The 17,219-nt window shown below is 69.9% G+C and carries 21 protein-coding genes; 11 read left to right on the top strand and 10 right to left on the bottom strand.

The genetic code is table 11. The features are described from left to right. Both trmB and nusB read right to left on the bottom strand, forming a co-directional pair. The coding region (trmB, locus tag jaqu_RS01340) for a tRNA (guanine(46)-N(7))-methyltransferase TrmB (RefSeq protein ID WP_043917137.1) at positions 1–603 on the bottom strand (603 nt) is incomplete at its 3' end. Next, a complete protein-coding gene (gene nusB, locus jaqu_RS22015) occupies positions 600–1,040 on the bottom strand; it encodes a transcription antitermination factor NusB (protein ID WP_236687707.1) in 441 nt (146 codons plus the stop codon). The genes nusB and trmB, both read right to left, overlap by 4 nt. Positions 1,041–1,215: 175 nt before the next feature. Here nusB and jaqu_RS01330 point away from each other — a divergent pair, with 175 nt between their 5' ends. From jaqu_RS01330 to jaqu_RS01305, 6 genes are all read left to right on the top strand, one after another. Continuing rightward, positions 1,216–1,860 carry a PRC-barrel domain-containing protein gene (locus jaqu_RS01330; protein WP_043917135.1) on the top strand — a complete coding sequence of 215 codons (645 nt, stop codon included), beginning with the start codon at positions 1,216–1,218 and terminating at the stop codon, positions 1,858–1,860. Between the two features lie 87 nt (positions 1,861–1,947). Then, on the top strand, positions 1,948–2,835 hold the full coding sequence (locus tag jaqu_RS01325; RefSeq protein ID WP_052500703.1) for a LysR family transcriptional regulator: 888 nt from the start codon (positions 1,948–1,950) through the stop codon (positions 2,833–2,835). 65 nt (positions 2,836–2,900) lie between these two features. Beyond that, a complete protein-coding gene (locus jaqu_RS01320; protein WP_043917134.1) occupies positions 2,901–3,737 on the top strand; it encodes a putative hydro-lyase in 837 nt (278 codons plus the stop codon). Further along, positions 3,734–4,756 (top strand): TRAP transporter substrate-binding protein, encoded by a 1,023-nt coding sequence (locus jaqu_RS01315; protein WP_043917133.1) that lies wholly within the window; start codon positions 3,734–3,736, stop codon positions 4,754–4,756. The genes jaqu_RS01320 and jaqu_RS01315 overlap by 4 nt, the downstream gene beginning before the upstream one ends. 5 nt (positions 4,757–4,761) lie before the next feature. Further along, positions 4,762–5,319, top strand: a complete 558-nt coding sequence (locus jaqu_RS01310; RefSeq protein WP_043917132.1) for a TRAP transporter small permease subunit — start codon at positions 4,762–4,764, stop codon at positions 5,317–5,319. After that, complete coding sequence (locus jaqu_RS01305) at positions 5,319–6,602, top strand: TRAP transporter large permease (protein ID WP_392387211.1); 1,284 nt, start codon at positions 5,319–5,321, stop codon at positions 6,600–6,602. The genes jaqu_RS01310 and jaqu_RS01305 overlap by 1 nt, the downstream gene beginning before the upstream one ends. Positions 6,603–6,621: 19 nt before the next feature. On the opposite strand, the gene jaqu_RS01300 is transcribed toward jaqu_RS01305, so the two are convergent. The 3 genes from jaqu_RS01300 to jaqu_RS01290 form a co-directional block, all read right to left on the bottom strand. Next, positions 6,622–7,164 carry a 6,7-dimethyl-8-ribityllumazine synthase gene (locus jaqu_RS01300; RefSeq protein WP_043917130.1) on the bottom strand — a complete coding sequence of 181 codons (543 nt, stop codon included), beginning with the start codon at positions 7,162–7,164 and terminating at the stop codon, positions 6,622–6,624. Position 7,165: 1 nt separating this feature from the next. Then, positions 7,166–8,287: a 3,4-dihydroxy-2-butanone-4-phosphate synthase gene (ribB, locus tag jaqu_RS01295; protein WP_043917129.1), complete on the bottom strand. Its 1,122-nt coding sequence runs from the start codon at positions 8,285–8,287 to the stop codon at positions 7,166–7,168. A gap of 75 nt (positions 8,288–8,362) precedes the next feature. Then, complete coding sequence (locus tag jaqu_RS01290) at positions 8,363–8,908, bottom strand: hypothetical protein (RefSeq protein ID WP_043917128.1); 546 nt, start codon at positions 8,906–8,908, stop codon at positions 8,363–8,365. A gap of 57 nt (positions 8,909–8,965) precedes the next feature. Between jaqu_RS01290 and jaqu_RS01285 the strand changes: the two genes are divergently transcribed. After that, entirely contained in the window at positions 8,966–9,469 is a 504-nt protein-coding gene (locus tag jaqu_RS01285; protein ID WP_043917127.1) for a hypothetical protein, read from the top strand. A gap of 174 nt (positions 9,470–9,643) precedes the next feature. Here the strand turns inward: jaqu_RS01285 and jaqu_RS01280 are convergent, their stop codons facing one another. The 3 genes from jaqu_RS01280 to jaqu_RS01270 all read right to left on the bottom strand — a co-directional run bounded on the left by jaqu_RS01280 (position 9,644) and on the right by jaqu_RS01270 (position 14,384). Further along, positions 9,644–11,689, bottom strand: coding sequence for a capsular polysaccharide biosynthesis protein (locus tag jaqu_RS01280; protein WP_043917126.1), 2,046 nt, complete (start codon positions 11,687–11,689; stop codon positions 9,644–9,646). Positions 11,690–11,888: 199 nt separating this feature from the next. Continuing rightward, positions 11,889–13,028, bottom strand: a complete 1,140-nt coding sequence (locus jaqu_RS01275; protein WP_236687706.1) for a polysaccharide biosynthesis/export family protein — start codon at positions 13,026–13,028, stop codon at positions 11,889–11,891. Between the two features lie 69 nt (positions 13,029–13,097). Next, a complete protein-coding gene (locus tag jaqu_RS01270) occupies positions 13,098–14,384 on the bottom strand; it encodes a capsule biosynthesis protein (protein ID WP_043917125.1) in 1,287 nt (428 codons plus the stop codon). Between the two features lie 258 nt (positions 14,385–14,642). Here jaqu_RS01270 and jaqu_RS01265 point away from each other — a divergent pair, with 258 nt between their 5' ends. Together jaqu_RS01265 and jaqu_RS01260 are read left to right on the top strand one after the other, a co-directional pair. Next, positions 14,643–15,242 carry a riboflavin synthase gene (locus jaqu_RS01265; RefSeq protein WP_043917124.1) on the top strand — a complete coding sequence of 200 codons (600 nt, stop codon included), beginning with the start codon at positions 14,643–14,645 and terminating at the stop codon, positions 15,240–15,242. Further along, the gene (locus jaqu_RS01260; RefSeq protein ID WP_043917123.1) at positions 15,239–15,457 is read left to right on the top strand and encodes a hypothetical protein; all 219 of its coding nucleotides are present in this window, start codon (positions 15,239–15,241) and stop codon (positions 15,455–15,457) included. Before jaqu_RS01265 ends, jaqu_RS01260 begins: the two co-directional genes overlap by 4 nt. Here the strand turns inward: jaqu_RS01260 and jaqu_RS01255 are convergent. Then, complete coding sequence (locus tag jaqu_RS01255) at positions 15,454–15,873, bottom strand: hypothetical protein (RefSeq protein WP_052500702.1); 420 nt, start codon at positions 15,871–15,873, stop codon at positions 15,454–15,456. The two genes, jaqu_RS01260 and jaqu_RS01255, sit on opposite strands and share 4 nt — an antisense overlap. A gap of 127 nt (positions 15,874–16,000) precedes the next feature. Between jaqu_RS01255 and jaqu_RS01250 the strand changes: the two genes are divergently transcribed. Beyond that, complete coding sequence (locus jaqu_RS01250) at positions 16,001–16,246, top strand: YdcH family protein (RefSeq protein ID WP_043917122.1); 246 nt, start codon at positions 16,001–16,003, stop codon at positions 16,244–16,246. Between the two features lie 31 nt (positions 16,247–16,277). Here jaqu_RS01250 and parA read toward each other — a convergent pair whose 3' ends face one another. After that, the gene (gene parA / locus jaqu_RS01245) at positions 16,278–16,913 is read right to left on the bottom strand and encodes a ParA family partition ATPase (RefSeq protein ID WP_043917121.1); all 636 of its coding nucleotides are present in this window, start codon (positions 16,911–16,913) and stop codon (positions 16,278–16,280) included. A gap of 116 nt (positions 16,914–17,029) precedes the next feature. On the opposite strand from parA, the gene jaqu_RS22010 reads away from it, so the two are divergent. After that, on the top strand, positions 17,030–17,219 hold a 190-nt coding region (locus jaqu_RS22010), incomplete at its 3' end, for a hypothetical protein (protein ID WP_043917120.1).

The raw sequence follows: 17,219 nt of genomic DNA, 5'->3' as shown, positions 1-17,219 counted from the left end.
GCTCCAGCCACGCGGTCCTTCGGCGGTCCAGCGAAAGCCGTGGCGCGGGACCTGCTCCAACGTCTGGCGCACATAGTCTGGAATATCGGTCGCAACGCGGAACTCGGCGCCGGGCTTCAGGACGCGCGCCAGCGGCTCCAGATGCTCGGGCGTCACGAAGCGGCGGCGGTGGTGGCGGGTCTTGGGCCAGGGGTCGGGATAGAGCAGGAACGCCTTCGCCACGCTCCGGTCCGGGAGCACGTCGAAGAGATCGCGCACGTCGCCTGGATGGATGCGCACGTTCCGCACCTTCGCGTCGCGGAGCTTGCCCAGCAACATCGCCGTGCCGTTGATATAAGGCTCCGCCCCGATGATGCCGATATCCGGATGAGCCGCCGCCTGCGCGACCAGATGCTCGCCGCCGCCGAAGCCGATCTCAAGCCAGACATCACGCCCCCCGAAGAGCGCATCGAGGTCCAGCGCCGCGCGCTCCGGGTTCTCGTCCCAACCGACGGGGCCGGGGGAGTGGGCGGCGAGATCCTCTTCGAGATAGCGTTCATGGCTGGCCTTCAGGTGCTTGCCCTTGGTCCGGCCGTAAAAGTTGCGGTGCGGGCGCGCGGTCACGCGAAGGCTCCGGGCTTCGCCTCCCGCGCCATGTGGTCGAGCACGGCATTCACAAAGCCCGCTTCCTTGCCCTCGGGAAAGAAGGCGCGCGCGACTTCGATATATTCGGTGATCACGACCTTGGGCGGCGTGTCGAAGGCCATCAGTTCGGCACCAGCGGCCCGGAACAGGGCCCTCAATACCGGGTCGATCCGACCGATCGGCCATTTGGCGACCAGAGCCCGATCGGTCGCCTTGTCGATGGCCGCCTGCCGGCTGACGGCTTCCGTCAGGATCTGGCGGAAATGGTCAACATTGCCTTCGGAGAACTCGATCCCGTCGATCACCATGCCGAAGCGATGGTCCTCGAATTCGGCGCGTACCTTGTCGAGCGACTGCTCCATCGCCTCCATCTGGTAGAGGGCCTGCACGGCATAGAGGCGCGCGGCTGAACGCATGCGGCGCCTCAGGGCGCGGGCGTCGTCTGGATCGGTGTTCGGCATGGACGCGGCAGGTAGGCGCGTGGACGGGCGGGGTCAATGGGGAGGGGCGTCCAACGGGGGCGCGGGGGCGTTGCGATCCCCGCTGACGTGGGGTTAGCTGCGCGGCACGACTCTCAGGCAGGATTTGACCATGCTCATTCGATTGCGCGATCTGCAGACGCTCTCCGTCGAGAGTACCGACGGGGCCCACCATCAGGTCGCGGACCTGCTCGCGCGGCGCGACGGCACGGACGTCACCCATGTTGCGACACGCCTGCGCCGGTGGTTCGAGGGTCAGGGCTGCGCCATCCGGGCCGCCGCGTTCGGTGCGCCCGACCTGTCGGCAAACGTCTGGCCCGCCGCGATCTCGGAGGCGGAGGCCGGTGACGCCGGATCGGACGGGCCGGTCGCCGTGCTGTGCGCCCCGGACGCCCTGCCCGATCCGGCCGATGTCGCCGCGGCGGAGGACGGCTCCGCACTGGCCTACCTGTCGGCGGCGGAAGGCGCGCCGGTGACCGGCGCCGACGGCGAGGCCGCGGGAACCGTACTCGACCTCATCGTCGACACCGAAAAGCGGCGCGTCGCGATGATCGTGGTGAATTCGGGGCCCGGCGGGACGGCCCATCAGCGCGTGATCCCCGCCGAGGCGCTCTCGAAGATCGACTGGAACGCGGGCGACCTGCACCTGTCCTGCGACGCGAGCCAGGTCGGCGAAGCGCCCGACCTGCACGAGTTGGGCGACCGGATCGAGGGGCACTGGTACAACCGGGTGCTGGCCTATTACGGGTTTGGCTGAGGCCCCCTCCGCCCCGAAGCGGGACGCGGCGACCGGGAGGTCGGCGTCACGGCGGACCGGCAGCGGACCGGGCCGGGAAAGCGGACCTTGCGGCGGCTGAATTTCGAGCAGATCAGGACCTTTGTGCAGGTCGTCCGATCCGGCGGGATCGGCCGCGCGGCCGATGTGCTGCACCTGACGCAACCCGCCGTGACCGCACGGATCCGGGGCCTGGAGACGCAATTGGGCGCCCAGCTCTTCACCCGCGAGGCACGGGGGATGCGGCTGACCAAGCGGGGCGAGCTGCTCCTGCGCCATGCCGAACGGCTCGATGCGCTGGCGGACGCGATCGAGCGGGACGTGATCGACCCGGAGGCCATCGAGGGACTGCTCCGCATCGGCGCCTCCGAGACGATCGCGCAGACCTGGCTGCCGGACTTCGTGGAGGCGATCCACCGCCGCTGGCCGAGGCTGACCATCGAACTGGACGTCGATGTCACAATCGCCCTGCGCGAACGGCTGCTCGAGGGGCGGCTGGATCTGGGCCTGCTTCTGGGGCCGCTCTCCCATGCGGGGATCGACAATGTCGCGCTGCCGGACGTGCCGCTGGCCTGGTGCGCCGCCGCGGGATCGGCGGTGGAGCGGCCCGACCTCCTGCTGGCGAAGCCGATCGTCAGCTTCAGCCGGGTCACGCGCCCGTTCCGGGAACTGGTCGAGGCCCTGCGCGAAAACCTGGGCGGCGCGCCCTCGCCCTTTCCGTCCGCGTCGCTGTCGGCGGCGCTGCGGCTGATCGAGCGCGGGCTCTGCGTCGGCGCGATGCCCGCCCCGATGGTGGCCGAGGGGATCGCGCGCGGCACGCTGGTGCGGTTCGATCCGGGCTTCGACCTGCCGGCGCTGCGCTTCGTCGCCGCCTACCGGGTCGAGCCCCCGAGCCATGCCGTCACCTCGGCCGCCGGGATCGCCCGGGAGGTCGCGATAGAATTCTCTTATGAGTGACCGCAACAAAATCTGATTTGCGTCTATGCCTGACCTGCGGGACCGTTCGAGGGCAGGAGGGCGGGATGCGATACGAGGATCTGATCGGCCGCGATCTGAAGGACGTCCGCGCGGCGATCCGCAACGGCGCCTATCGCGGTCATACGGCCGGGCTGGCGCCGGGGCGCCTTCAGGCCAATCTCGTGATCCTGCCCGAGGCGCATGCGCTCGACTTCCTGCGATTCTGCCTGCGCAATCCCAAGCCCTGTCCGATCGTGGGCGTGGGCGATACGGGCGATCCCCGGATGCCGACGCTGGGCGATATCGACCTGCGCACCGACCTGCCCTCCTACCGCATCCACCGTGACGGCGTGCCGGCGGGCGACGCGCCCGATATCTGCGATCTCTGGTCGGACGATCTGGTGGGCGTGGCGCTCGGATGCTCTTTCACCTTCGAACATGCGCTGATCGCGGCCGGGATCGACCTCTGGCACGTGACGCACGACCGCACGGTGCCGATGTTCCGCTCGACCAGGCCGACGGTGCCGGCGGGGCCATTCGCCGGGCCGATGGTCGTCAGCCTGCGGATGATCCCCGAGGACCGCGCACGCGAAGCGGCGGCCATCAGCGCCCGCTATCCCCAGGCCCATGGCGCCCCGGTCCATACCGGCGACCCGGCCGCCCTCGGCATCGCGGATGCGGGCGCGCCGGACTGGGGCGATCCGGTCCCGCTGCCTGCCGGGCACGTGCCGATGTTCTGGGCCTGCGGGGTCACGCCGCAAGCCGCGCTGGCGGGGGCGAAGCTGCCTTTCGCGATCACCCACACACCCGGCCACATGCTGATCTGCGACATGGCCGAGGATGCCGATGCGCCCCCGGTCGCACCGGGCCGAATACCCGACCAACAAGGAGTCATGCCATGAAGACGTTACTCGCCGGGACCGCGCTCGCGGCCCTCAGCCTGCCCGCCGTGGCCCAGGACCTGTCGGTCGTCGGCTCGTGGTCCGGCCTGCCGCTGCACAAGGAGTTCGAGGCCCCCTTCTGGTCCGAGACCGTCCCGGCCGAGACCGGCCTCGACGTCGCGCTGACCACGCATGACCAAATGGGGCTGGGCGTGGGCGATGTCTTCCGCCTGCTGGGCGACGGGGTCTACGACGTGGCGATGACCGTCGCCGATTACGCCGTCGCCGACGCGCCCGAACTGGAGGGGCTGGACGTGCCCATGATCGCGATGGACGCCGCGTCGGCCCGCGCCATGGTCGACGCCGCCAAGCCGCTGGTATCCGACATCTACGCCGATCGCTTCAACAGCCATGTGCTGGCCGTCGCGCCCTACCCGCCGCAGGTCGTCTTCTGCAACGCCGAGATCGGCGGGCTGGACGATCTGGAGGGCCTGAAGGTCCGCGCCTCCGGCCGGATGACCGCGCTCTTCCTGGAGGCGCTGGGAGCGGAGGGCGTCAATGTCGGCTTCGCCGAGGTGCCGGGCGCCCTGCAACGCGGCGTGGTCGATTGCGCCGTCACCGGCGCCGGTTCGGGCTATTCCGCCGGCTGGTGGGAAGTGTCGACCCATCTGCTGCCGATCCCCCTAGGCGGCTGGGACAGCGTGGTGACCGCGGTGAACCTGGACCGCTGGACCGCGCTGAGCGCCGATGAGCAGGCCGCCTTGACCGAACTGGCGGAAAGCCGGTTCGAGGATCCCGCCTGGGACGTCGCGCAGGACGCGCTCTCGAACGACATCGCCTGCCTGACCGGCAACGGCGAATGTCCGGCGGGCGAGGCCCGGTCGATGACGCTGGTCGAGGCCACCGAGGACGACATCGCGCGGGCGCGCGAAATCCTCCTGACCCAGGTCCTGCCTGACTGGGCCGAGCGCGCGGGCGGCGACTGGAAGGCGCGCTGGAACGCGTCGGTCGGCGCGGCGGTCGGCGTCGAGATCGAGTGACCGCAATGGCCGGGGCCGTCCTCTCGAAGCTGCGGGCGGCCAACCGGGCGGTCGCGCTGCTGGTCGGGCTCGGCCTGCTCGCCACCGCGATGCTGACGCTGCTCGATATCGGGCTGCGTCAGGTCGGCGCCTCCTTCGGGGGCACCGACGAGATCTCGGGCTATGCCATGGCCATCGCGAGCGGATGGGCCATGGGCTTTGCGCTGTGCGAATTGGCCCATGTGCGCATCGACGTGCTGCGCACCCGGCTCGCCGCGCGGGGCCGGGCGCTTCTGGACATTCTGTCGATGGCCTCGCTCTCGGGCGTGCTGGCCGCGATCGCCTGGCGGTGCTGGCCGGTGGTGGAACGCTCGCTGACCAATGGCAGCCGCGCGAACACGCCGCTGGAGACGCCGCTCGCCTGGGTGCAGGTGCCGTGGATGCTGGGCTGGCTCTGGTTCGCCCTGACCGCCTGGATCGTCACGGTCTGCGCGCTTGTGCTGATCCTGCGCGGCGATCTGGAGGCCGCGGAACGGGCCGCCGGGACCGTCTCCGAGGTGGACGCGGCGGAGGTCCATTCGTGATCCTGTGGCTCTCCGCCGGCCTTCTGGGCCTACTGGCGCTCTCGATCCCCGTGGGCGTCGTGCTGTTCCTGCTCGCCTTCGGGATCGACTGGCTGGCCTCTCCGTTTCCGCTGAGCCGGGGGCTGGGGAACCTGATCTGGTCCTCGTCCAACTCGGCCACGTTGATCGCGATTCCGTTCTTCGTCCTGCTCGGAGAGATCCTCGTCCGCTCAGGCATCGCCACGCGCACCTACGCGGCGCTCGACCGCTGGGTGTCGTGGCTGCCCGGCGGGCTGGTCCACGCGAATGTCGCGACGGCGACGATGTTCTCGGCCACGTCCGGCTCCTCGGTGGCGACGGCGGCCACGGTCGCGACCGTCGCCATGCCGCAGGCCGAGCGGATGGGCTACGATCCGCGCCTCTTCTCGGGGGCCATCGCGGCGGGCGGGACGCTGGGGATCATGATCCCGCCTTCCATCAACCTGATCGTCTACGGCTTCCTGACCCAGACCTCGATCCCGCAGCTTTTCCTTGCGGGGCTCCTGCCCGGCCTGCTGCTGGCGCTCGCCTTCCTGGTCGTGACCGCCATCCTGTGCCTGTGGCGCCCGTCCCTGGGCGGGGAGCGGCGCACCTTCCCCTGGGGCGAGATGGTGCGGGGTCTTGCGGACCTCCTGCCGGTGATCGCGCTGCTGGGCGCCGTGGTCGGCAGCATCTATGCCGGATGGGCCACCCCGACCGAGGCCGCCGCCGTGGGTGTCGCCGGCGCACTCGTGATCGCGGCGCTGACGTCGGGCATCACCTGGGCCATGCTGCGCGACGCGCTGCTTGGCACGGTCAGGATCACGGCGATGATCATGCTGGTGGTCATCGGCGCCTCGTTCCTGAACTTCGCGCTGGCCTCCGCCGGGCTGGGGCGCGAATTGCAGGACATGCTGACCGGGCTGGGCCTCGATCCGCTGCCGCTCCTGCTGGTGATCGTGCTGCTCTACGTGGTGCTGGGATTCTTCATCGAGACGCTCAGCCTGATGGTGGTGACCATCCCCATCGTGGTGCCGCTGGTGACGGGGCTGGGCTACGATCCCGTCTGGTTCGGGATCCTGATGATCGTCCTGATCGAGATGGCGCTGATCACCCCGCCGGTGGGGTTGAACCTCTATGTCGTGCAGGGCGCGCGCCGATCCGGCCGTTTGTCCGAGGTGATGGCGGGCGCGATCCCCTATGCCCTGACCATGCTGGCGATGGCCGCGGCGCTGATCGCCTTTCCGGGGCTGGCGCTCTGGCTGCCGCAGGCATTGGCGCCGTGACGCCGCGCGCCCCCGACGCCTAGGCCACCGTGGGCCCCTTGCCCGCCGCATCGTGCTGAAAGCTGCCGGGCTTGAAGCCCACGCCGGACGGCGCCTTCTTCATCCGCCGCTGCAACGCGATCAGGTGCAGCGCCGCCTGAGCCGCCGCGCCGGCCGTGTCCAGCCGGTCCGCATCGGCACGTTCCTCGGCCTGCTCCATGTTCTCGACGGTGATGATGCCGTTGCCGATGCACGCCCCCGCCAGCCCCAGCGTCGAGATCGCCCGCGCGCTTTCGTTCACGACGATGTCGTAATGCGAGGTCCGCCCGCGGATCACGCAACCCAGCGCGATATAGCCGTCGTACTCCGCCTGGCGGTGTGCGATGCCGATGGCCGTGGGCACTTCCAGCGAGCCGGGCACCTCGACCGTCTCGTGGATCGCGCCCGCCTTCTCCAGCCACGCGCGGGCCGAGGCGAGCTGTGCCGCGCTGATCGCCCCGTAATAGGGTGCGATCACGATCAGGACCCTGGGCGCCTCATCGAAGGACGGCAGATCCAGCACGTTGTCGGAATGGCCCGCCATCTCAATCGTCCTGCGGGATCGGACGGGTGCCCGCGATGCTGAGGCCATAGGCTTCGAGGCCGACCACCTTCGGCGCGCCGGAATTGGTGACCAGCTCCATCTCGTGGATGCCCAGCGCCGCGAGGATCTGCGCGCCCAGACCGTAGCGACGCAGCTTCTCGGGCGAGACCCCGCCGGGATCCAGCTTCATTTCCGTGTCGCGCAGCAGGACGACGACGCCGCGTCCCTCCTCGGCGATGACGCCCATGGCGCCCGCGAGATCGGAGCCGCCGATGCCGAGGACGTCCTCCATCGGGTTCAGCGCATGCATGCGCACCAGAACCGGGCCCGGCGCCGACAGGTCGCCCTTGGTAAGGACAATATGCTCCGCCCCCTGCGTCTCGTCGGAGAAGATGCGCATCAGCCAGTCGCCCCCCACCCGGGCAGACACCGTCCGGCTGTCGGTCTGGCGGACCAGATTGTCGTGGCGGCGCCGATAGGCGATCAGGTCGCTGATCGTGCCGATCTTCAGGCCATGGCGCTGAGCGAAGGCGATCAGGTCCGGCAGACGGGCCATCGACCCGTCCTCCTTCATGATCTCGCAGATGACGCCAGCCGGGATCAGTCCGGCCAGACGCGCGATGTCGGTCGCAGCCTCGGTATGTCCGGCGCGGACCAGCACGCCGCCGTCGCGCGCCCGCAAGGGAAAGACGTGACCCGGCGTGGCGATGTCCTGCGCGCCCTTGGTCGCGTCGATGGCCACGGCGACGGTGCGCGCGCGGTCATGGGCGCTGATGCCGGTGGAGACCCCTTCGCGCGCCTCGATCGACACGGTGAAGGCCGTCTCGTGGCGCGACGAATTGTTCGACGCCATCAGCGGCAGGCCAAGCGCGTCGATCCGCTCGCCCGGCAGGGTCAGGCAGATCAGCCCGCGCCCGTGGGTGGCCATGAAGTTCACCGCGTCGGGCGTGGCCATCTGCGCGGGGATCACGAGGTCGCCCTCGTTCTCCCGGTCCTCGTGGTCCACGAGGATGAACATGCGCCCGTTGCGCGCATCCTCGATGATGTCCTCGATCGAAGAGATGATGTCGCCATGGTCCCGCTCGACGGGGCCCGGCTGCTCGAAGGGGATGGGGTCGGCCATGGGGCACCTCCTGTTCGAAGGTGGTTCTAGCCCCCCCGCCGCGCGACGGCCAGTGCGGCGCAGCGGCGCGCGCCGTCACGCCGCGAAGTAACGCTCCGCGTCGATCCAGCCGGCGGCACCCATGGCGGCGCACCACTCGCGCTCCGCCCCGGTGGCGCCCACCAGCAGCACGGCATCCCCCGGCAGGCGCCGCTCGATCAGGACACCGCGCAGGCGGTCGCGCATGGCGGCCCAGCTTTCGGTGAAGGCGGGCGCGCGGTCGGCCCAGTCCAGGGGCGGCGGCGCGTCGAGGGCCAGCGGCGCATGGACCAGCACGCCGCGTTGCGCCTCGACGCGCGCCAGCTTGGCGGCGGCGCGCGCGTCCAGTTCCGCCCGGCGCAACATGCCCACCGCGCCCGATGAGAACAGCATCGCCACGACGTCCCGTCCAGTCGCCGCGCGCACGCCCGCATAGGTCCGGAAGTCTAGGCCCAGCGCTTCGGCCCGGCGCACGCGCATGCGGATCACCTCGACCGGCAGCGTCTTGCCCAGCAGATCCGCCCGCGCCCGGCGCCATTGATGCAACCGGCCGGAGTAGCCGTTCGGGTCGTGTCGGGAATTGTGGCCTATGCCGTGGATCATGGGGCGCCTCGTATGTCCTGCCTTGATCAGAGGCCGGCCGCGCGCGAAACGCAAGCCATGGGCCTTCCGATCCAGATCGCCGAGATGACCCTGCGCCGGGCCGAGGCCGCCGACGCTCCGACCCTGCGCGCGCTCTGGAACACCGATGCCGAACGCGGCTTCCGCACTGTCGACCACAGGTCCGACGCCGAGCTTGCCGAAGTGGTCCGCATCCGGAAGCGTGGTCGGCTGTTGCACAATCTGGGCGCCACGATCCTTATCGTGGAGGAGGCGGAGGTCCCCCTGGCCATCCTTGCCATGGCCCAGAACCGCAAGACGATCCACTTGGGGGTGACGGCGGCCGAGGGGGTCGAGCCCGCGCGCCTCGTCCCGGCCATCGACGCCGCGCTCGCGCTCGCCGCGCGGGAGATCCGCGCCAACCGCGTCGAAGCGGCCGCCGACGCAGCGGACGACCGGACGCTTTCCCTTTTCGCGGCCGCGGGGTTGCAGGAATGGCGGCGCCACTGGACCACCGACCGGCTGGGCAGCGGGTTGGAGGTATCGCTGGGCAAGCGGTTGTGAGGTCAGGCGGGGTGTGACCGGTGGCGACAGGGGTGGCCGTCAAGCGCGAGCGTGGTGGAGGGACCGACACTCCGATCCGACGCCGGAGCATTGCCGGCAATGCGAAGCATCCTGTGATTTCCGGTCTATCGCAGCCCTATTGCCCACAGGCGGCTTTCGACCCGGACGGCTCGGTCAGCGCCAGAGATGGGCATAGCTGGCCAGCGCGCCCTGGGCCTTGGACAGCATCCGGTTGGCTGGACCCGGACTGGGCATCGGGCCGTGGGTCAGGCGGTGGACGATGGTTTCCGGGGGGCAGGCAGTGCCCGTCACGGGGTCGAAATAGCGTGGGTATTCAATGAGAACCGCGTGGACCAACGCCTCCAGCGAGGGGCGCGCGGCGCGGCGGCGGAGGGGGACGGCTCCCCGGTCGTCGGTCAAGCCCCACCCGGCATAGAAGGGCGCGCCGGTGGTGGTGACGGGCACGCCGCGCAGCAGCGCCTCGAAGCCCATGAGCGACGTCATGGTCCAGACCCGCGTCGCGCCCGACACAAGCGGGACCGCAGGGCCCTGGGCGGCGACGAGATCGGCTTCGGCGGCGTCGATGGCGCCGTCGCGAAGACCGGCCTCGACATCCGGATGCGGTTTGTAAATCAATGCCTTGTCGGGATGCGCGGCCCGTGCGGCCCGCAAGAGGGCGGCATTGTCGCCGCCCTTGCCCAGCACGACGGAGGCGTCGTCGGAGACCTGCCCGACCACGAGGATATACTCCTCCGGCAGATCGGGGACGGGGCGGGCGAGGTTGTATTTCGACAGGCCCGCCTCGACGATGGCGCGCTGCAATTGTCGTGCGCGTTCAAGGGCTTCGTGGGGCAGTTGCGCCGCCCGTTCGATCATCTTCTCCAGATCGGACGGCCGGCTTGGGTCGTAGTAGATACCGGTCCGGTCCAGCACCAGCGAGAGAGGCGGGATCAGCTCTGCGCCCAGACCGCGGGAGCGGAGGAATCCGTCCTCGATCCGCACCGCCGGGGCGTTAACACCCTGCCCTTCAGCGTCCGTTTCCGGTGTGCACCCCCTGTGCACCCCCTGTGCACCCCCCGTCTGCACAGACGGTGCATCGCCGTCCGTTAACCCTTTCGCACCCCATATCAGGCGCCGGCGGTCCGGGTCCTCCTGGTAGGTCACATCGCCGGACAGGAACCGGCGCAGGGACGCGCGTTTCCACAGGCGCATGTCGGGCGCTGACCAGCCTTCACGATCCTCGCGCCAGGCGCGGGCGCGGGCAGCGAGGATGCGGATCACTTCCAGCGCCCCGGCGCGCGCGTCGCGATGGGGATCGTACCAGACCGGGTAGAGACCCATCGCGCCCGCGAAGAGTTGCGGGCGCGTCAGCTTGCGGAAGCGCCGCGTCTCGATGGCGCTGCCGGGGGGGAAGCGGTCGTCGGTCAGGCCCCAGCCCGCGTAGAACGGCTGGCCGAAGGTTGCGGGCTTGTGGCCGTGCAGGATCGCCTCGAACCCCAGTTGCGAGGAAACGGTGTAGACGGCGATGGCACCTGACAAAAGCGCGGCGGGCGACAGGCGCCGGGTTTCGAGCGTGGCGCCATGGGTGGCGTCCGCCTCCGTGAAGTGGCCGTCGCGGTGACCATCCGCCGTTTCGGGATGGGTCTTGATCAGGAGGGGGGTGTTCGGATGCTCCTCCCGCGCGATCATGAGCATCTCGCGGAAGGTCGTCTCCGTCGCGCCGCCCAGCCGGATCGAGGCGTCCCCGCGCGTCTGGTCGATCACCAGGACGTAGCCGGGGGGCGGTGCCTCGTCAGCGAAGGTGGCGGCGTATTTGGTGACGCCGAGGCGCGTGAACTCCTCGATCCCTTGCCGCGCGGCGGACAGCACGGCGCCGTCGTCGAACGGATGGGTGGCCAGCAGGATTTCGAGATCCGAGGGCCGCGAGCAGTCGAAATGACAGGCCTGCCGGTCGATCAGCAGTCCCAGCGGTGCCTCGCCCGACCGGCCGGGATGGAGGGAGCGCAGGAACGGATCCTCGATGCGCAGGATCGGCGCGCCGGTGCGGGCGGCCAGCTTTTCCGCCCGTGCGGCGTAGGGCGTGTGGCCCCAGGCGGCGACGGACTCGTCCTTACGCGGCCAGCCGGGGCGCAGATCGACCCCGCCCAGCGCGGCGATCCGGCGGATGCGGCGCGACAGGAAGCCACCGGTCACGTAGCGCGCGATGAGGCGATCGGTCATGGGGCGGGCCGGTGTGGGTCTTCATGCCATGATTGCCAGAGCGAGGCAGCGCGTTTGGCTCCGTCACGGGACGGCCTCTTCGGCGACCCGGAGATGCGTTCCGGGCAAGCCGGATCACAGGGGCGATCGACCAAACGGACGAAGGCCCGGCCGAAGGGCCGGGCCTTGCGGGGGAGGCGACCCGTACGGGCCACCGGGATCACTGCACGCCGACGGCGGCCGCCGCGCTGGTGGCGCTGCCCAGCGTGCCGAAGATCGCGGCCACGGTGCGGTTGAAGCCGACGATGGGCGCCTCGGTCACGTAGACGGTGTCGCCGTCGCGGATCAGGAAGTCGCGCGCCTCGAACATGCCGTTCGGCTCCGTCAGGTCGAGGACGTAGACGAGACGCTGGGCGCCTGTCAGGTCGTCGCGGCCGAGAACGGTTTCGGCGATCTCCTCGGGCTCGTTGCGGAAGACGAAGACGCCGGTGGGGTTGGCGATGGACGCGTTGAGACCGCCGACCTGGGCCAGTGCCTCGATTGCCGACAGGGTCTCGGTCTGGAATTCGAGGCGGCTCTGGGCGCCGGTCGCGCCGAGGACGGTGAAGGCGCGCGTGTCGTTCTCCACGAAGATCCGGTCGCCGTCGCGCAGAGCGATGTCGAGCTGCGGATGGGCGAAGAGATCCTTGAGGAAGATCGTCTCGGACAGGTGGCCGCGCGTGACGGTGACCTTTGCCACTTCGGGCGGAATCGCCACGCCGCCGGCAGAGGCCAGCATGGACGTCAGGGTGCGGGTGGGCCGCTCGATCGGGTAGACGCCCTGCGCCCCGGCGGCGCCCACGACCGAGACGGTCGCCCCGTCCCCGGCAAGGCGGCGCACGAGGACCTGCGGGTCCGGCGTCTGCTCGTCCAGGCGGCGGGTGATGAGTTGGCGCACCGCGTCGGGCGTGTTCCCCGCGGCGCGGATCCGGCCGGCATAGGGAACGAAGATGAAGCCGCGATCGTCGACCTGAAGCTCGTCCAGGACCGAGGCGCTGGCGCCCGCGGGGGCCAGCAGACCGTCGGAGACGTTCTCGTAGACGGTCAGGCCCAGCGTGTCGCCGGGGCGGATCACGTCGGCGCCCAGCGGTCCCGCGTTGCGGAACTGGGTCGAGAAGCCCGCCGCCGGAACGACGGCGGTGGCGGCGGTGACGCGGGGATTGACGGTGACGACGAACGCATCGCCCTCACGCTGGACGGAACCGGCGTAGATCTCGCGCTTGTTCGGGCCGGAGCGGGGGAGGGTTCCGCAGGACGCCACGATCGTCGCGCAGAGCGCCACGGCAACGGCCTTCGCCCCCAGGGAGATGGGTCTGCTCACGAATCTGCCTTTCTGCCTCGTCAGCCTCTTGCGGGGGTTGGCCCCCGTCCGGGCATGATTCTGTTCCGTCTAACCTGACACCAGTTTGAGATTTTGTCGCGGAGCGGGCTTTCCTGTGGCAAGCCGATCGTAGGGATCGTGTTCTGAAAGCATCATATCCACGACCTGGCGCAGCAATTGTCGCCGTCCGCGCGCCGAGTAGAAGCCGCCCGCAACCTGCGACGTTTCAAGGAGATAGTGGCGGTAGTCGCGATAGGCCCGGCTGTCGGGCCGGTCGGGATCGGCGAAGAAACGCTCGAGCGGCTGATCCGAGACGAATTCGGGCTTTGAATAGACCGACGCGCCCAGCGCCTTGACCGGAAGGCCCCGCCAGAGCGCCTGTTGCGCCGCCGTCGAGTTCACGGTGACCGCCGAGCGCGCCTCGTTCAGGAGGCTGGCAAGCTTGCCGCCGCGCAGGTAATGAACGCGCCCGTCCAGTCCGTGCTCGGCCGTCAGACGGCGCAGGGTGGCGCGGATCGGGGCGCGCCCGTCCTCCAGCGGGTGGGCCTTGAAGACCAGATGGTGATGGGTCGGCGCGCCGCGCGCGAAGGCGCCGACCACCTCCTCCAGGAAGTCGGTCATGGAGGCGTAGGGGGAATGCGCCCGGAAGCTGGAATCGTGTTCGAGCTGCATCAGGCACAGGTGGTACGGAAAGCCGCCATGGGTGATGCGCCATTGCGAGATGCGCCGCCGCAGGGCCGTGGCGGGCATCGTCAGGAGGCGCCGCAGGTACAGCCGGAACTCATGCGCCACGGTCACGTCGCGATGGGGCCGGTAATGGGGGTAGCGCCCCGCCACCAGCGTCCGCGACAGCACGAACCAGTGATAGAGCATCCCGTAGAAGACGTGGTGGCGCATGTCGCCCCAATGGGCGGGCGCGTCCGGCAGGTCGAGATCGAGCGCGGCCAGCGCGGCCTGCATCTCGGGCACGGACTTGTCCATCAGGCGGGAATGGGCGTTGGAGCCGTCGCGCTCGTAGCTGACCCACCAGGGGCGGAGATATCCCTCTTCGAAGACGTGGATCGTCAGGCCACGGGCGCGCGCGACCTGGATCGCGGCGGCATGGACGTCGCGCGTGTCGCCGTAGAGCACGAGATCGGTGATGCCCTTCTCGTCGCAGATGCGGTCGAAGGTGGCGGGCCACGCCTCGGGCGCGTCGCGAAAGGGAAGGTAGGTCGCACGGTGGAACCAGAACGCCTCATCCCCGTGGTTGAAGCCCACGCGCCAGCATTCCGCCCCCGCCGCGCGCAGGAGCCGCGCGAGCCGGTCGAAGAAGGGCCCGTGCGGGCCCTGGAGGAAAAGGAATCGGCGCACCATCGCCACCCCGGCAAACAGAAACGCGGTTAAGGTGCGGTTAAGTGGTGTCCTTTGGAAGGCGTGATTGTGGCGCAAATGTGGCCTTCGCCCCGGATTCGCCAGGTGCCGGCGCGGGTCCGCCGGGTCTGCGCGGCCCTGCCTCGGGGCCGGGCGGCGCGAAGACGGGGTGGAAACCGGGTGGACACGGGGGTGGACACGGGGCGCGAAAGATGGCCGTTCTGCCTCCGACCCACTCAGCCGGGCCGAAGGAGCCTGCCCATGTTCACCGGAATCGTCACCGATATCGGCACCGTCCGCGCCATCGAGGATCGCGGCGACCGCCGCGTCCGGCTGGGCACGGCCTACCCGGCCAGCGGGATCGACCTGGGTGCGTCCATCGCCTGCGACGGTTGCTGCCTGACGGTCGTGGACCGGGGACCCGACGAAACAGGGGACTGGTTCGATGTCGATGTCAGCGCCGAGAGCCTGTCGAAGACGGCGCTGGGCGATTGGGCCGAAGGGACGCGCGTGAACCTGGAGCGGTCGCTGAAGGTCGGGGACGAATTGGGCGGCCATATCGTCAGCGGCCATGTCGACGGGGTCGCCAAGATCGTCTCGATCCGGCCCGAGGGCGACTCGCTGCGCTACACGTTCGAGGCGCCGGACGCGCTGGCGCGATTCGTGGCGCCCAAGGGCTCGGTCGCGCTGGCGGGCACATCGCTGACGGTGAACGAGGTCGAGGGCGCGCGTTTCGGTGTGAACCTGATCCCCCATACGCAGCAGGTCACGACCTGGGGCGACCGTGCCGAAGGCGACCGGGTGAACCTGGAGATCGACACGCTGGCCCGCTACGTCGCGCGGCTGAGGGAATTCGGGTGATCGTCCGCGCCTCGCTGGAAGACACGTCGGGCGACCGCTGCGTCGATCTGATCGAGGGCGAGGCCGGGTGGGCCTGGGTGGAATGCCGCCGCGACCCGGAAGACGGGCATGGCTGGCGGCGCCTGCACCCGCCGCGCGGCGGCTTCGCAGATCGGACCACCGCCGAGCGGGACGCGGGGGGCGTGGTCGGATGGATGGGCGCCCCGGATAGCTAGAGGGCACCTTTCGGCCGAAGCAGAAGAAGGGCCGGGAGCGATGCGAAGACCAGTTGCGCCGCGAGACCCAGAAAGGCCGGAGGCGTCGCGTAGCGGGCGAAATGCTCGGAGACCGACGCGCCGAAGAGGGTGACCGACAGCCCGAGTTCGAGCCCCATGAGCAGGGTGAAGGCCAGCGCCCCCATCGCGAGGCGCGGCCCGATCGAGGCGGGCACGCCCCAGCGCCTCACGGCCCATATCGCCAGGACCGCGCTGGCGGCGATCATGATCGGAAGCTCGATCAGGACGGCGCGCATCTCGTCCATGTGGGGCAGGATCAGCGTGACCCGCACCACGCCCAGCGCGAAGCCCAACGCGAAGACGCCGGTGACGTAGGCGAGCGCGGCCAGGGCGGTGCGGCGGGCGATGTCCGACATGGGCCAGACCAGCGCATGAGCGCATCGGCGAGTCAATTCGCAGGATGCCGCAGCGTCACCTGATCTGGCTCAGGGCGCGGCCCGGCCCGCGCGGCGAACCTCCGCCACGATAACAAGAGGAGGTCCCATGTCCCACGTCCCCCACGAGCTTCACGAGGAGTTTCCCGAAGCGGCCGAGCGCATGTCCGAACTGCGCAAGACCGACGCGCATTTCGCGAAGCTCGCCGATCGCTACCACGAGGTGAACCGCGCGATTCACCGCGCCGAGACCAACGTGGAGCCCTGCGCCGAGGAGCATGAGCACGAGATGCGCCGTGAACGGATGCGCCTGAAGGACGAGATTGCGGGGATGCTATCGAAGACCGCCGGGTAGCGGGGGGCGTCGGCTCCGGTATCGGAGCCGGTCAGCGCAGATGCGACAGGATCTCGTCGGTCAGGGTCGCCATCTCTTCGGAGGCCGCCTTGGCGCCGGGAAACTCGCAGACGCCCTGCCCCACGCCGATGGCCTCGGCATAGGCGACGCGCTGGCCGATCACCGTCTTGGCGGGGTCGGCCTCCAGCTCGTCCAGCGCCGCGAGGACCTTGCCGGTCAGCTTGGTGCCGCCCCGTGCGCGGTTGAGGACGGCCAGCGGGCGCATCCCCTCGCGTTGGGCCAGATCCAGCACGCCTTCGGTTGCCCAGAGATCGACCTGACTGGCCGAGACGGGGACGACGACCAGATCGGCGGCCTTGAGCGCGGGCTTCAGATCGCTGTCGATCTTGGGCGGCGTGTCGATGAGGACGTAGTCGTGATCCTTGGCCAGCTTCTGGCTCTCGAAGGTCACGCCCCAGGCCGATGAGGTCGAGAAGGTGATGTCGCCCTTCAGGCCGGTCTCCCGCTCCCACCGGGTCATGAACCAGCGGCCCAGACTGCCCTGCGGATCGGTGTCGATCAGCGCGACCTTATGCCCCCGTGCGGCCAGTTCACAGGCCAGATGGGTGGTGAGCGTGGTCTTTCCGGACCCGCCCTTCTGCTGGGCCAAGGTGATCACTGTGGCCATGGAGCGCCCCCTCGCTGCGTCGCGGCGAGACTGCGCGACCCGACGGCCTGACGCAAGGTCTGCCGTTCACGACCGCAGGCGGGATCGGCGGCGCTGCAACAGCGGCGGGGGGCCGGATGGGGGGCGAGACCCGGGTCACGACGGCTGTGGCCCGTCCGGCGATCCTGCCGCCGCCTGATCCCGCCGTGAAGAGGCCGGCCGATGATCTGACTAAGGGTGTCTGGTGGGCCTGTCGGGACCTGGTTCGAACGCTGGATGCTCTCGCGCGATCTTCGATCACGCTGTCGCTCGGGTCCACTGCGGAGA

The sequence above is a fragment of the Jannaschia aquimarina genome (genome assembly GCF_000877395.1).
GTDB lineage: Bacteria > Pseudomonadota > Alphaproteobacteria > Rhodobacterales > Rhodobacteraceae > Jannaschia > Jannaschia aquimarina.
Note: the sequence above shows the minus strand (reverse complement) of the source record. Positions and strands in the feature narration are given on the sequence as shown.

Bases quoted from the DNA above. Each gene is read 5' to 3' on its own strand.
- nusB (WP_236687707.1), bottom strand. From the start codon at position 1,040: ATGCGTTCAGCCGCGCGCCTCTATGCCGTGCAGGCCCTCTACCAGATG.
- jaqu_RS01330 (WP_043917135.1), top strand. From the start codon at position 1,216: ATGCTCATTCGATTGCGCGATCTGCAGACGCTCTCCGTCGAGAGTACC.
- jaqu_RS01320 (WP_043917134.1), top strand. From the start codon at position 2,901: ATGCGATACGAGGATCTGATCGGCCGCGATCTGAAGGACGTCCGCGCG.
- jaqu_RS01315 (WP_043917133.1), top strand. From the start codon at position 3,734: ATGAAGACGTTACTCGCCGGGACCGCGCTCGCGGCCCTCAGCCTGCCC.
- jaqu_RS01310 (WP_043917132.1), top strand. From the start codon at position 4,762: ATGGCCGGGGCCGTCCTCTCGAAGCTGCGGGCGGCCAACCGGGCGGTC.
- jaqu_RS01300 (WP_043917130.1), bottom strand. From the start codon at position 7,164: ATGGCGGGCCATTCCGACAACGTGCTGGATCTGCCGTCCTTCGATGAG.
- ribB (WP_043917129.1), bottom strand. From the start codon at position 8,287: ATGGCCGACCCCATCCCCTTCGAGCAGCCGGGCCCCGTCGAGCGGGAC.
- jaqu_RS01290 (WP_043917128.1), bottom strand. From the start codon at position 8,908: ATGATCCACGGCATAGGCCACAATTCCCGACACGACCCGAACGGCTAC.
- jaqu_RS01285 (WP_043917127.1), top strand. From the start codon at position 8,966: ATGGGCCTTCCGATCCAGATCGCCGAGATGACCCTGCGCCGGGCCGAG.
- jaqu_RS01280 (WP_043917126.1), bottom strand. From the start codon at position 11,689: ATGACCGATCGCCTCATCGCGCGCTACGTGACCGGTGGCTTCCTGTCG.
- jaqu_RS01270 (WP_043917125.1), bottom strand. From the start codon at position 14,384: ATGGTGCGCCGATTCCTTTTCCTCCAGGGCCCGCACGGGCCCTTCTTC.
- jaqu_RS01265 (WP_043917124.1), top strand. From the start codon at position 14,643: ATGTTCACCGGAATCGTCACCGATATCGGCACCGTCCGCGCCATCGAG.
- jaqu_RS01255 (WP_052500702.1), bottom strand. From the start codon at position 15,873: ATGTCGGACATCGCCCGCCGCACCGCCCTGGCCGCGCTCGCCTACGTC.
- jaqu_RS01250 (WP_043917122.1), top strand. From the start codon at position 16,001: ATGTCCCACGTCCCCCACGAGCTTCACGAGGAGTTTCCCGAAGCGGCC.
- parA (WP_043917121.1), bottom strand. From the start codon at position 16,913: ATGGCCACAGTGATCACCTTGGCCCAGCAGAAGGGCGGGTCCGGAAAG.